This window comes from Aquiflexum gelatinilyticum (assembly GCF_024813435.1).
Lineage (GTDB): Bacteria > Bacteroidota > Bacteroidia > Cytophagales > Cyclobacteriaceae > Cognataquiflexum > Cognataquiflexum gelatinilyticum.
This window is the reverse complement of sequence record NZ_JANAEZ010000001.1, coordinates 131214-144267: the sequence shown is the minus strand read 5'-3', so window position 1 is coordinate 144267 and position 13054 is coordinate 131214. Positions and strand designations below refer to the sequence as shown.

Genomic DNA, 13054 nt, shown 5'->3' with positions numbered 1-13054 from the left:
TAAGCAACTAATTACTTTAATAAAAGGATAGAAAAATATTCTGTGACATATTATGTCATTCTTTTTTACATTTTAAAATTCTGGTGATTATGCAGTTCAAATAAGTCTTTGAACAATTAAAATCGTCATTCCTTTTTCAAAATTTCTGAATTGATTAACCTCCACTTTGAAATTGATTTTTTCGAGGAAATCCATCCACATTTTTACAATAATTACTTCATCATGTCTATTTGCATCGTCAAGCAAAATCAAAACCCTATCTGAAAAATATTCATGTAATAAGGGGATTGCAGGGTAACGAGCTAAAAATTGTGTGGTTCTTGGCGGGCCATCAATAATTAATAAATCTATTTTATCCGTAAATTTTAGATTACATGTTTCGTACCATTTCCAGATTTGCTCTTGGATGGTATAATCTCTTAGGGGACAATATTCAACACAAGAGATATCTTTAATTTCGTTGACCTCAATATTCTCATTCGTGGTTTTTGCATAAAATCTATCGTGGTCCAAGGCTATTGCTTTACCATGATTATTCATCTTTAATGCTAACCCAATAATTACTGAAGAAACACCACTGCTGGCCTCAAAAACAAACTGAGGTTTTTCTTTTAGAATTACCTCAACAATTTTTGCTAAAAAATCGGGGGAACCGACCCAACCCCTTGTTGCCGGAAAAAATTTTAAATTTGGTAAAGAATTGTAGATAGAAAGTAATGACTCAATCTGTAAAAATTGGTTTTCAAATTTTTGATCAAGTTTAGAAATTATTGAACTTAATGCTAAATCTATTGATTTCTCCTGATTTGATTCAAGATTACTCTTTTTGGTTTGGTATTGAATAAACTCCTCTAAGGGTTTTGATATCGCATCAAAGTTTATATAATCTAACTTTTTGCTAAAAAGATCTAATTTTTTTTCAATCCGAAATAACTCGTCACTTCTTTTACTTAGGTTATATAGATTTATGGGCAGGTAAACTATTGCTTTTATAGCCTTGAATATTTTATTTACAATTCTCATTTAAAGCTTCCTGAGTCTATAATCAATTTAAATTTCTACAATATAGTCGGAACATTTAGAACATAATTCATAACATTTTCTTAGTCCCATTCGAAGATCACTGATTTGCTTCCTTCTGATTTCACCATACCATATATCTATTATATTATCTTTTCTAATATCCCCAATTTTGTGGACACTATAATAATCTTGACAGCACATCACAACTGAACCATCATATCTTACATCTATCTTTTTTTCAATTTTTGAACATCCTGCGGTAAGGGGTAAAGGAAGTTTTTCTTCTTTATGAGAGACATAACCGGCTCTATTTCCAAAATTGTCTCCACCCTTAATGATATAAAATTCCCAATTATGATCTGACAGTTTAAGCTCCTCCTGAAAATAATCACATTTAGCCTGAAAGTCTTCTTCAGTTTTCCAATCATAGATTGAAAGTGCAAATTCCTTTATATTATAATTTTTTAATCGGTCGACAACTTCCTTTGTCAAAAAATCTCCATTTGTGAATATATAGTTGTTTAATCCTAACTCTTTACATTTTTCGAAAAAGGTAAAAATCCTTTTATCAGTAAAAACTTCGTTGTAAAAATGAAATGAAATGAGGCCCTTATATTCTATTTCTGCAAGTTCAAACAATACTTTAAAGATTAATTCTTCAGGCATCCGAACTTTTTCTCTATTATCACTAGATCTGGTACAAAATGAGCAAGACCTATTGCAATAGGAGTTGCTTTCAATGGAGATTTTTTCAAAAAGTGGGTAGGGGATGCTGCTCATGATTATTAATTTAGCTTTATTCTAAATCCGTCTATATCATCAAAATATGTTATGTACTTCCTTGGTATTTCATAAACTGATTTTGCCTCTTGAGCATAGTTTGACATACATGTCAAAGCATTTAAAAAGCCTGTTTCCTTTAAAATATCAATAGTTTCTTGATTGAAATCTCCATGGGGGTAAGAAAATGAAATAATTTCCTTTCCTAACAATTGCTCTAAAACGTCTTTACACTCATTTAATTGGTAAAATGATTCTTTCCTGTTTATCTGTGTTAACCTAACATGATCCATAGTATGTGCACCAACTTCTACTCCGAGCTTATTGAGTTCGCATAACATGCTTTTTGAAAGGATCTTTAAATGAGGTAATTTTTTCCCTCCCCATTCTGCCTGTTTTCCCAGATATCCGGCAACGGGATAAATCATGGAAGGAAATCCAAATTTCTCAAGAATAGGGTAGGTAATGCTATAAAATTTTTCGCATCCATCATCAAAAGTCAGTACTACATATTTATCATCAATGACCTTCTTGTTGAATATTAAATCCAAGGCTTGATACAAAGAAATTACCTTATATTCAGAATTATATAGAAATTCCATTTGAAGGTGAAACGTTGTCGAGTTGCAAAAGCAATCTAGATTGGTATAGGTTTGCGGTCTATCACCAATTTGATGATATAAGAGTATGTTTATATTGTTAGAAGGGTCTGTTTTTATGGTAGTCATCACTTAATGTGGTTAATCTAAGAGTTCATTAGACTGGTTAAAGCTTGTGAGGAGTTGTAAACACCATTCAAGTTCAATTCACAATCAGGGGCTTTAGGATTATTGATCGCATTAAGAATCCTAAGTGATAAGGTCTCTGAATTTAGATCATCTGATTTTAAAATGTCCAAATTACCATTCTTTTGAAAAAGCTGAATTCTCATATTTTGCTCTTCATTTCCTCCAGAAAATCCTCTTTGGTAAATTAACATTGGTTTTTTTGCAGAAACAGATTCAATAATTGAGTTATAGCCTCCCAGTGAAATTACTAAAGACGCGTTTGAAAGATATTTTAAGTATTTTCTACTGTCAAAGAGATGAATTTCGATTCCCTTAGACTTAAGGGAAATAACCTTCTCTTGTTGTTTTTTAAAGTCTTTTTGAAATGCACCTGAGAATAGTACCAGATTGTGTCTCTTTTTTTCTTTAATTCTTAAATGACTATCAATTAGGCTATCCAGCAATTCATTACCCATCCGTCCTGCTGCAACCGACGCAAGTATTAAAGGGGGTTTTTTGACATTTTTTACTTTAGGAATTTCCCTAGTGATATATCCTGTTTGAATAACAGGGATTTTAATCATTTCTGTTTTTGAAAAACTTTTTGATAACCCTGCAAAATTCCCATCTCCATGAACGAGAACCAAGTCATACCATTTATTAATTAATTCACAGACATAATCATCTCTTTTTCCTCCTCCTTTGGATTCAATAATGTCCCTTACACTTGATACGATTTTGGCCTTGGGGTTTTCAATTTTTACTTTATCGATTAATTCCAACACTTCATTTTCAAAAAGTAGTCCAAAAGGGAAATGTTCAGTTATAAGAATATCAGGTTTAATTTCTTCAACTGACTGTGTTATTATTTTTTTCCGGCTTTTAAAGCACTGTTCTATGTTTATAGATGGATCGACCGACAATAATGAGTCCGAATTTTCTTCCTTATAAATAGCCGGCATCTGGATGATTTTTAAATTTTCGGGTATATCAAAATTTGGCACAGCTTCCCCTCCATTAAGTATAAATATTTGAAAGTGATTGCTCAAACCTCTTGCTAGCTCCACTGCTCTGACTAAATGTCCAATTCCATATACATATTGGCAGTGGAGAAGTATTTTTTGATTCATTCTTTGCTTGGAATACATTATTGAAAGATTAATAAAGGGAATTATAATCTACTTTACCCTTTAATTTTTCATTTTTGAAAAATCCCATAATTACTTTTGAGGCATATGGAGCCTGGGTTTCAGGACCTATATACCCTGCTATATGGGGCGTAATTTTGATATTTGGTTGTTTATGAAAAGGATGGTTTTCCGGTAATGGTTCTTTTTCCAAAACATCAAGGCATGCTCCCGAAAGTTTGCCCATTTCCAGTGCTTTTAATAGGTCAGATTCAATTAAATGGTCCCCTCTTCCAACATTTATCAGAAAAGCTCCATCCGGTAGATGATTAAATAGGTTGATGTTAAGAATCCCCTTTGTTTCTCTTGTTAAAGGCAATTGACAGACTAGGATATTTGATTTTTTTACTAATTCCACTTTTTCATCTTCTCCGATATAAACATCTTTTATTATTCTATTTTTTGATGTTTTAACCCATCCAGCCACTTCGAAACCTAAATTTTTTAACTTCTCAGCAATGGTGGACCCTATAAGACCAAGGCCCATTATACCAATTATAAGCTTTTCCTTTCTAATGATGTCAAAAACATTTGACGCATCCATCTGTAATTTTCTAAGATTTAATGTAGGGTAGAATTTATTTAAAATTTGTTCGACCACATAGTCTGCGACACGGTTTCTTAAGTAGGGATCAACAAGTCTTATCAGTGGAATTTTATGCGGTAGATTTGATGAATTTATAATGTGATTCACACCGCTTCCACATGATAATATTAACTTCAAATTCGGGAGTTTGATAAGAAAGTCGGGTACTGAAAGCCAAATAATTACAACATGGATATCGGAAAGGTTTACATCGCTAACTGAAGTTACTATGTTATATCCTATCAAATCATTTGATAAAATACTATGAAACTCATTCACTCCCTTTACATCTGGTTGAATCAGGACTGTTTTCATTTTGAATAATCTTCTACAAAGCCGAATGCTGATTTTACAATATTGGATGCATTACTTTTTCTCAGAATATTTGAGGAATATATTCCACTCATTATCTGGACAGGAACAAGATGATCTTCAATTTGAGAGTTAATCAATTCTTTACTTTTTCTCCCTGTAAGGTAATCAGCAAATTCCTCTACTACTTTAAATTTTACCCATTCCATTGTTATCATGGATTCAGATTCCAAATTTTCTTCATCAGTTAAATCACTTAGTTTGTAAATTTTTGGCTGTGTTGAAGAATCGGCGAAGATTGGATTACGAAAAACATAAATCTCAAAATGATTCTTACCACCCAGATACTCTTCTCGACCCATGTTTGCATCGTGTTGGTCAGATGCTTGATAAGCGTGAATCTGAATGTTTTGAAAAGGCCCCTGCTGTATATTATAACTTTCGTGTTTAATTCTTCCATTGCCTTTATATAAATCTTTTCCTGGATTGATCCATGTTCGGCCGGCAAAACCATTATGGATGAGGTTTACATTAAAGTTTGCAATGGCCTCCTCATTCTTTTTTAAGGTAATTATTGCGGAAAGATCAATTTCTCCAAAATCACCACAAATTAGCCTGAGTTGTTCGTCGCTCCATTTATTTACCAAATCATATTGTTCACCGAAGATTGCTTTATAATCTTCTTTTTTTAATTGAGTGAAAAAACCATTTGGTTGAATAAAGGAACTGACAATTTCCATTGTATCTGCTATTTTTTCATGAACTCCGGCTGCTTTGTAAAACTGGTAGATTGTATCAAAAATATGATAACCGCTATGTGATGCTTTCCCATAGCCAGATGAATACGGATGGTACTGTTGGGTAACAATTTCATTTGGAAACCGCCATTGACCATCAGAATGATAAGCTTGAACAAAAGTAATAGGGCAGTTAGTTTTTTCACCAACCTCACGAATTTTGTCAATGACAAACTGAAACCCCTTATGAAATCTGCGATGTGAATTAATCATAAATACAGTTTCTTTTTCAAACTGTAATTTTTTGTATTTTTCTAGTAAGATAAAATAATCATCCAGTATCCCTTCCGCATTTGAAAGATCACTTATAGCGTTCACCCTGGTTGTTATTGGTTTATCCATAAGAATATTTAAACCATTTTGTAACGCCCATTCGGCATAAGCTTTATGTACTAGTGGTTCAGTTGCTATTATTACACCTGATATTCCTTTTTCTCGAACAAAATTTGAAAGTCTCTTTGCAAATTCAGCAGGAATAACATCTGTAAATGGTTGAATTAACCATAACTCAGTTTGTTCAAATTTTTTTGCAGCCTTATGAACTTCCGAAGCTTGGCTTTCTAAGTCAATTATTAATTCTAATTTAATTTTGCTGATTCTATGCAAAGCTGGAAGGTAAACCCGCCTGGCATGTGGGCCACAACCAATTAATATAACATTTGATTTTTTATTGATTGCCATTTTATATTGTTTGAAGATATTTTTTTGTAATAGCTATATTAACCGGAAGTTGTTTTATAGCATTAATTAAAAGCGGGTTTATTTTCCTTTCCTCTAATGCTTGACTAATAAAGGCTATATGCAGGTCAATCTCTTCGTCCTTTTCTGCCCTAATCCTAATATCGGTTTTGCCCAAGCTATCACAGAGAAAAAGTATACCAATTTCTTCCTTGAAATCATGAAAATTGGATGCAATATCTAAAAATACCTTTTCGCATTCTTTACTTTCAGAGAAGCTTATTGAATAACCATGTGACGCTCTTCTTGCTGCGTCACGAGATTTACCTAGTTCAAAATGTAAACCTGCAATTCGCCCTATGTAAGCTATTTGTGGAATTGTTAAACCAAAGGAGTTTTTTAGTAGTTTATGAATGAAGGAGTCTTCAGAAACAATTAAAGTTTCAGAAATTTCTTCATGGCCGTAAAAATTATGCTCTAATTTACCACCTTCATTTTTGAATTTTCTTGCAAATTTTCCAATATCATGCAAAATAATTCCAATTTTAATTAAGTCGTGTTTCGCTATATTATCAATTTTTACTTCTAGTTTACTTTTGATCTTATCTTCAACTTGCCAATTGATAAAATACTCGGATATAGTCGCTATGTATGCATCTAATACAACTTTTGTATGCGTAATTATACCAAATTGATGCCAGTTACTTACATGTTCAATTGGGTCATCAGGATTTATTAGGAAATTTTCGTTCTCAGGCCTAGTCTCGATTATCTGCCTGGCAATATCTACCAGCATATCTAAAAGTTTATTAGAAATGCTATTTATGTCCTGAGGATGTAAACCTTCGTTATTCAATTTCATGTTATTAAACTATTTTTTATCAATAAGGCATTTCACCCGCAATGGTCACACGCTTTAAAACCCTTCTAATACTGGAATCAAATGACGGTCTGTAATGTATCGTAGACCGATTGTCCCAGAATACCAAATCACCATTATGCCATTGATGTTCGTATTTGTAACTAAGGTTAATTATATGGTCATACAATTTTGAAAACAATTCATTTCCAACTTTATAAGGAACACCAACAAAATCTAACTCATATGCAATATTCAAGTAAAGAATTTTTTCTTTAGTAAGAGGATGCGTTCTAACCAAAGGATGCGGGAAGGTATCCCCCGGAGGAATATCAATGTCTCTATCAACATATTTCGCTGAAACAGAACCAAATGGTCTATAAAAAGGATTATACGTAATTGAATTTATTTCTTCAATAATCGATTTGATTTCAGAATCAAGCATATTGTATGCCTGTACCATATCGAACCATACTGTTGGTGCAGAATTTAGATGAATATCCAATGCGTATAGCAAAGATGCTGATGATGGACATTTTAACCACTGGTGATCTGAATGCGGCAGTACTTCCTGATGCCCTAAATAAGATTTCGAATATTCATTGGCTTGATTTCCAACAATTACAATGGAATTACCTGAATCCTGACTACCTAAAACGGGAAAATTCTTGTCCGGGACAAATGGAGGACCAAAGCGAAAGGCAAATTCACTCAATTGATCATCATTGAGATTTTGATTTTTGAAAATGACAACCTTATAGCGATTGAGTAATTCCTGAATTTGAAGTATTTGGGAGGGGGTTAAGCCCAAAGATAAATCGGCTTCGTGAACGGTAACCCCAATTCCATTATTATTTTCCGAAAATCGAAATTTTGTCATACTTAGATTTGTGTTTTGTATTTTTTGTACATTCTTTCAATTACTTCTTTAAGTTCATTTTTGTAGGATTCGGGAGAAATCACTTGGAGCCCATCCCCATAGGATAAAAGTAATTGTCGGAGTTCATGGTTTGGAATTACTTCAATTTGGATTATTATTCCTCTATCTGTAGAATCTATTTTTTTTTGGGAACCATGCAGCGGTTTAGTCAATATGTATGGACTGATTTCAATATCAATGAGTAAATTGATTTTTATTGGCTCTTGGTTTGAACGAAAGCTAACTCCAATGATGTCTTCAAAATACTCCGTGAAGTCAACAGCTGTATTTTTTTTAAATTTTATAATATCAGGTGCAATACTTTTAATTCTATCCAGAGGAAGATTATAAATCAATTCATTCGAATCATTTAAACCAAAAAGGAACCACCTTTTATTGAATTGCTTTAAATAATAGGGGTGAATTGTCATAGATATCGGTTGGGTTTCTTTGAATGATTGGTATTCAATCTTAAGTGAAATTTCCTTGATAATGCTTTTATAAAGTATTGGCAAGTAATCTAAACCTACTAAAAATTCATTTTCGTCAAATCTAATAACTTCTTTAATCACATCTTGTCTAAAAAGTGATTGAAGTTTAGGAATTAATTCATTGACCCACTCAAATTGAGGTAATCCTCTAAATCGAAGCAGAACCATCAATGCTGCATTAATTGCATCTAGCTCTTCATCACTGATTTTTTGATTTTTGATACTGAAATCTTTTTCAAAGTATCGGTAATATACTTTTTTACCTTGCTTGATTCTTTCCAACGGAATTGACCATCCTGCTTCACTTTCCATGAATTTGATATCATCAAATAATTGCCTTTTTTCAATTTTTGATCCCTCTCCATTAAAGTCTTCCAACGCTCTATTTACCTCCTCTAATAGATCTTCAATAAAATACAATCTGTATTTATTGCTAAAGCATTTATCAAGCATATGATACCTTAAATAAGCGTTTTTGTTTATACTCATAAATCCACAAAATTTAGGGTTAAGGAATCCATTCCAAACTCCAAATCAGTTAAATTACTAAACTTAAAATCATCAATTTTTAGGGTAGCCTTTTCGGAATTGGAACTATCAATTAAACAAGAACAAGAAGGACATTTTAAGTAATTTAGCCTGTCGATATTAAATGATTGTAATTTTTCACCACAGTTAAAGCAATTCAAATAATCATTCCTCAATTTCAATGAATTATTTTCGATTTCGGAAAGTAGTTCCTGAATACAGCTGATAATGTTTTCTTTGTCAGGTCTGCTTTTCGATTTGTACAGTGAATCATTTTCAATGCTGGCCTTAATTTCTTCGAATGATAGTTTTGCTTTGGGGTAAGAATGGAATTTATAGGTGTAGGTGGTTATCTTAAATTCTAGATATTTTTCTGGAATATATTTAATGTATTCTTTTAGCAACTGTTTGAATTTGAATTCCTTCTGAATAATATCTAAGTAACCCGACAACAAGAATTTCCGAATCAATACGCCAACACGTTCAACACTATCTGGGTCTAATGGATTTATAGGAATAAGTCTTGAATTATATATAGTTGTTTTATCGTCGTAATAAAGAATAAACGTCTGCCTATCTTTTAATAGAGAAATAAGTTTTTCATCAAATTCTGGCAAATTACCAACTATGACTAGGTTGATTTGCTTTTCGCCAATTCTTAGGATGAGTGAACCTTTATCGGACTCTTGAAAGGTCACTTTACTTAGTTGTAGATGTTCAGCTTCAAAATTTGTGTAGTTACCTTTAGGCTCGAAATCCAAATTGGTTTTAAGTGTGTAGCATATAAGGCCTTTGGTAAATGCTCTCAGCCCTTTAATGACATCTTGTTCAAACTTTATTTTCTCTGATTCACTTTTCTCAGGTTTGACCTTATCAAGTTCAATCCACAATGTTTTAATATATCGGTAGTGCTTGTGATTTACCAAAACATTTGTATTACGAAGGGTTATTGACTGTGTAGCCCGCTTATTGATTAAATCAAAAAGATTAGATTTCCTAAGAAGCAATAACCTTTTGTTTATTTGATTTAATGCTTCTTCAGTTTCGGTGAGTGTTGAACCATCTTTGTTTTTTCCATGAAAATGGTCGTCTTCGTAAACAGCGCCAATCAAGCTTAGATTTCTATTGATTTTTTTATACCAACCTTTTTGGTCATTCCTATTTTTAAGAAGTTTCTCATAATCTGCTAAGAATAATTTGATGTCCTGAATTTCCTTCATCCTAGAATTGATGTAGATTAAACACCTCTCAAGGAAGGCAATCGTTAATTGGTTTTCATAGATATCTAAATTTGATTCCAATTCTTCATTTAGTATGCGACTTGGCTTGAAACTTACTATACTTTTGTGAACCCAATCTTCGGTATGAGAGGCTAAATACTGATAACTTTTTGAAGGTATTCTTTTTGCCCTTGAAACATGAACCTTTTCTATTTCTCTTTCAAGCAGGTAATGGGGCACTCTAAATATTTCTTCCAAATGAAAAACCTTTTCGTAAAGTAGTTTTTCGAAATCATTCAATCCCAACTTATTTCTGATTCTTCTTATTAATGGAATTACAGTGAAGTTGTCATTTCCGGCTTTTTTTATGTCAATGGCAATGTCAATCAAGATATCTTGAATACTTTTATTTTTATCCAACAATAATTCCTGCCGGATAGCTTTTTTTGTTTGAAAGTTAGAATAGGTGATATCCCTTATATTACCGTCATCTCCGATAATACAAAACCTTCCAAAATCTATTTGATTTGGTAGTTCCTGCTCTGAGACAGTTATATTGCCATATCTGTCAAATAGGTTCATTATTTCTTGCTTATTTCGTTATTAAGTAATTCAACAGCTAATCCTGGTTGATACATAAAGGAATTATGAAATAACTTGACATAATCATCTTTAAACTTAGTCAAATTGGCTTTATCAAGGTCATATCTATTTTTTAGGGTTCTGAATAAACGACTTGAAATTAAATGGTCAACAGCAATGGCAACATCCTTTTCTTTATCCTTACCGGATTCAACAAATACACTAATAAATTTTTCTGCTTGAAATTCAAGACGATTTCCAATTCCAATTCCTTTTTCCGTAAGAAGAATTTTTATATCATCTGAATTTATGAATAAGTGGAATTTATTGAAGGATTCCTTGTTGTGTTGTTCGGCTTTTTCAAACTTATCTTTAAGCCAACTGTATTTCACATTGAATGATGCTTCACTCAGCCTAAAATCCTTTTTGTCAGGATGATTCTTAGGCATTTCCATCAAATTGGATCGGTCGTAGGTTTTAGGAGCAAACTCTAAAGTAGTTTCATCATGATTTGCTGTTCCAACGAACCTTACATTTTCTGGTATTTTAAGTTTTCCCCCTTTAATTAAAGTAGGCAAGACTTCGTTGGGTGTGTTTGACAGTCCTATATATCTTTCGCTTGGAGATTGTTCCAACAAAGAAAGGAAATCTGCAAAATAATGTTCTGGCCTTGAAAGATTCATCTCGTCAAGAATAATCAGGAATAAAGTGTCAGAGTATTTTGGCTGATTAGCAATGTAAAGAGCTTTAAAGAAGTCTGTTTCTTTGTATTTATGTTCAAAAGAATTGTAATATCCCATCAAGTCCATATTATCACGCCAACCCGACTGAACCGCGCATATGCGATAAGGTGCTTTATTCTGGTTATCATCATCCACGCCAACATAATATCCATCAGTTACCAAAGCCTTGGCAAACTCTCTAGGCAAACTGGTTTTTCCTGTACCACTTATCCCTTGTAAAATGCTGATTGGTGACATATTCAAGCCTGAAAGAAATATTCTAATTGTTTCCAAAGAATAATAAAAGGGTTTATCAGATTTAAAGGCCATCCATTGTTGGACATAACTTGTAAGGTCAGCTAAATTGGATGGAGCATCTTTTTTTTGCTGGAGATGATTGTATCCAAGGTTTCTTGTGTCAGCATCACAATTCTTTCCAAATTCAAAAGCATCTGCTTTTTTTGTTGATTCGCCCTTTAGTTGGTCAATTGTTATTGATAAATCATCAATTGTTTTCTTCAAAGACGCTTCCCTAACTTTTGCACTTTCTATTTGATTCTTGTATGCATTAATCTCGATAACATAAGAATCCATGTTGCTCAAAATTCGTTTAAGCTCGAGCAGCTCACCTTCATTTATCTTGGTTTGATATTCAACAACTTTAGCCTGAAGTTCTTCAATTTTTGCTTGTTTGGTTTCTAGTTCAAATTGCTCGGGGCGTTCTTTTAGCTCTCTTTTATGGTTTTCCAATTCCTTTGTTAAAAAAGAGTGCCGTATTAAAATTTCTTGTGGCTCGTTTGATTCAAAAGCGTTTTGCAAGTCTTCAAAAAGCTGTTTCAGGTTGGCATTTTCCTGCTCCAAAGTTGTTGCTTTGCGCTGGATTCTCCCCAATTCTGCGGTTTTTAAATTTAATTGCTCAGAATATTTGGTTTCAAAATTGTCTTGTAGGTCATCTTTAAAAATTTGTTTTTCAACTTCAAACTTCCTTTTCTCTTTCTTGAGTTCTGCTTGCTGTTTTTCAAATTCAGCACTTTCCTTTATGTGACCTGAGAATTCTTCAAGGTTCTTCTTGTGAAACTCCGAAAGTTCCTTTAGTAAGTTTTCGGTGTCTGTAAAAACCCTTTTTTCAGTATCTTTAATTGTGTCCAGAAGTCTTCTAATAACAGCAGTATATTCTCCATTGTCTAGGGCAAATTCTCTTTCTGTAAGCTCCTTATCTTTTTTGTTATAGTCTTCAATTTTCTTCTTGAAATCGGCTTTTATTCCATCTGCTTCTTTTTTTGAAGCGTCAAATTCATCTTTAAGTTTAGTTGTCTTATCTTTTTCGTCTTTGGTTGAAATCATTAAAGCTTCTAATCTCTTATTGATTTCCTTAACATAGGTCCAATATCTTGACAAGTCTTCCTTTGCTTCGTTCTCTCTCAGTTTGGTTTCCGATTCTTGGGTCAATTGCTCAACAGGTTGGACAGTTTGAAGCTCTTCTTGTTTTGCCTCTATTTCCAACTTCTGCTCTACTGTTAGAGTAGGCTTTACAGATTGAGTTGTCTTTGGTTGTTGGGTATTTTGTGGAACTTGCTTATTCCTATTTTTATTCTTTGCCATA

The 13054-nt window shown here is 32.8% G+C and carries 11 protein-coding genes; all 11 read right to left on the bottom strand.

Translation table 11 applies throughout. From position 1 onward, the window contains the following. Nucleotides 1-96: 96 nt before the first annotated feature. The gene (locus NK987_RS00615) at nucleotides 97-1023 is read right to left on the bottom strand and encodes a class I SAM-dependent methyltransferase (protein WP_259262294.1); all 927 of its coding nucleotides are present in this window, start codon (nucleotides 1021-1023) and stop codon (nucleotides 97-99) included. Nucleotides 1024-1050: 27 nt separating this feature from the next. Continuing rightward, nucleotides 1051-1803, bottom strand: a complete 753-nt coding sequence (locus NK987_RS00610) for a radical SAM/SPASM domain-containing protein (RefSeq protein WP_259262293.1) — start codon at nucleotides 1801-1803, stop codon at nucleotides 1051-1053. 5 nt (nucleotides 1804-1808) lie between these two features. After that, on the bottom strand, nucleotides 1809-2354 hold the full coding sequence (locus tag NK987_RS00605) for a polysaccharide deacetylase family protein (RefSeq protein ID WP_259262292.1): 546 nt from the start codon (nucleotides 2352-2354) through the stop codon (nucleotides 1809-1811). A 194-nt stretch (nucleotides 2355-2548) separates the two neighbouring features. Continuing rightward, nucleotides 2549-3700 carry a glycosyltransferase family protein gene (locus NK987_RS00600; protein ID WP_259262291.1) on the bottom strand — a complete coding sequence of 384 codons (1152 nt, stop codon included), beginning with the start codon at nucleotides 3698-3700 and terminating at the stop codon, nucleotides 2549-2551. A 28-nt stretch (nucleotides 3701-3728) separates the two neighbouring features. Then, nucleotides 3729-4658 (bottom strand): NAD(P)-dependent oxidoreductase, encoded by a 930-nt coding sequence (locus tag NK987_RS00595; RefSeq protein WP_259262290.1) that lies wholly within the window; start codon nucleotides 4656-4658, stop codon nucleotides 3729-3731. Beyond that, complete coding sequence (locus NK987_RS00590; protein ID WP_259262289.1) at nucleotides 4655-6133, bottom strand: Gfo/Idh/MocA family oxidoreductase; 1479 nt, start codon at nucleotides 6131-6133, stop codon at nucleotides 4655-4657. Before NK987_RS00590 ends, NK987_RS00595 begins: the two co-directional genes overlap by 4 nt. Before the next feature lies 1 nt (nucleotide 6134). Further along, nucleotides 6135-6992 (bottom strand): HD domain-containing protein, encoded by an 858-nt coding sequence (locus NK987_RS00585; protein ID WP_259262288.1) that lies wholly within the window; start codon nucleotides 6990-6992, stop codon nucleotides 6135-6137. Between the two features lie 19 nt (nucleotides 6993-7011). Next, entirely contained in the window at nucleotides 7012-7869 is an 858-nt protein-coding gene (locus NK987_RS00580; RefSeq protein ID WP_259262287.1) for a TauD/TfdA dioxygenase family protein, read from the bottom strand. A gap of 2 nt (nucleotides 7870-7871) precedes the next feature. Next, nucleotides 7872-8888 carry a helix-turn-helix transcriptional regulator gene (locus NK987_RS00575; RefSeq protein ID WP_259262286.1) on the bottom strand — a complete coding sequence of 339 codons (1017 nt, stop codon included), beginning with the start codon at nucleotides 8886-8888 and terminating at the stop codon, nucleotides 7872-7874. Continuing rightward, the gene (locus NK987_RS00570) at nucleotides 8885-10729 is read right to left on the bottom strand and encodes a DUF2357 domain-containing protein (RefSeq protein ID WP_259262285.1); all 1845 of its coding nucleotides are present in this window, start codon (nucleotides 10727-10729) and stop codon (nucleotides 8885-8887) included. The genes NK987_RS00575 and NK987_RS00570 overlap by 4 nt, the downstream gene beginning before the upstream one ends. Continuing rightward, nucleotides 10729-13053: a hypothetical protein gene (locus NK987_RS00565; RefSeq protein ID WP_259262284.1), complete on the bottom strand. Its 2325-nt coding sequence runs from the start codon at nucleotides 13051-13053 to the stop codon at nucleotides 10729-10731. Before NK987_RS00565 ends, NK987_RS00570 begins: the two co-directional genes overlap by 1 nt. Nucleotide 13054 lies beyond the last annotated feature (1 nt).

Bases quoted from the DNA above. Each gene is read 5' to 3' on its own strand.
- NK987_RS00615 (WP_259262294.1), bottom strand. From the start codon at position 1,023: ATGAGAATTGTAAATAAAATATTCAAGGCTATAAAAGCAATAGTTTAC.
- NK987_RS00610 (WP_259262293.1), bottom strand. From the start codon at position 1,803: ATGAGCAGCATCCCCTACCCACTTTTTGAAAAAATCTCCATTGAAAGC.
- NK987_RS00600 (WP_259262291.1), bottom strand. From the start codon at position 3,700: ATGAATCAAAAAATACTTCTCCACTGCCAATATGTATATGGAATTGGA.
- NK987_RS00595 (WP_259262290.1), bottom strand. From the start codon at position 4,658: ATGAAAACAGTCCTGATTCAACCAGATGTAAAGGGAGTGAATGAGTTT.
- NK987_RS00590 (WP_259262289.1), bottom strand. From the start codon at position 6,133: ATGGCAATCAATAAAAAATCAAATGTTATATTAATTGGTTGTGGCCCA.
- NK987_RS00585 (WP_259262288.1), bottom strand. From the start codon at position 6,992: ATGAAATTGAATAACGAAGGTTTACATCCTCAGGACATAAATAGCATT.
- NK987_RS00580 (WP_259262287.1), bottom strand. From the start codon at position 7,869: ATGACAAAATTTCGATTTTCGGAAAATAATAATGGAATTGGGGTTACC.
- NK987_RS00575 (WP_259262286.1), bottom strand. From the start codon at position 8,888: ATGAGTATAAACAAAAACGCTTATTTAAGGTATCATATGCTTGATAAA.
- NK987_RS00570 (WP_259262285.1), bottom strand. From the start codon at position 10,729: ATGAACCTATTTGACAGATATGGCAATATAACTGTCTCAGAGCAGGAA.
- NK987_RS00565 (WP_259262284.1), bottom strand. From the start codon at position 13,053: ATGGCAAAGAATAAAAATAGGAATAAGCAAGTTCCACAAAATACCCAA.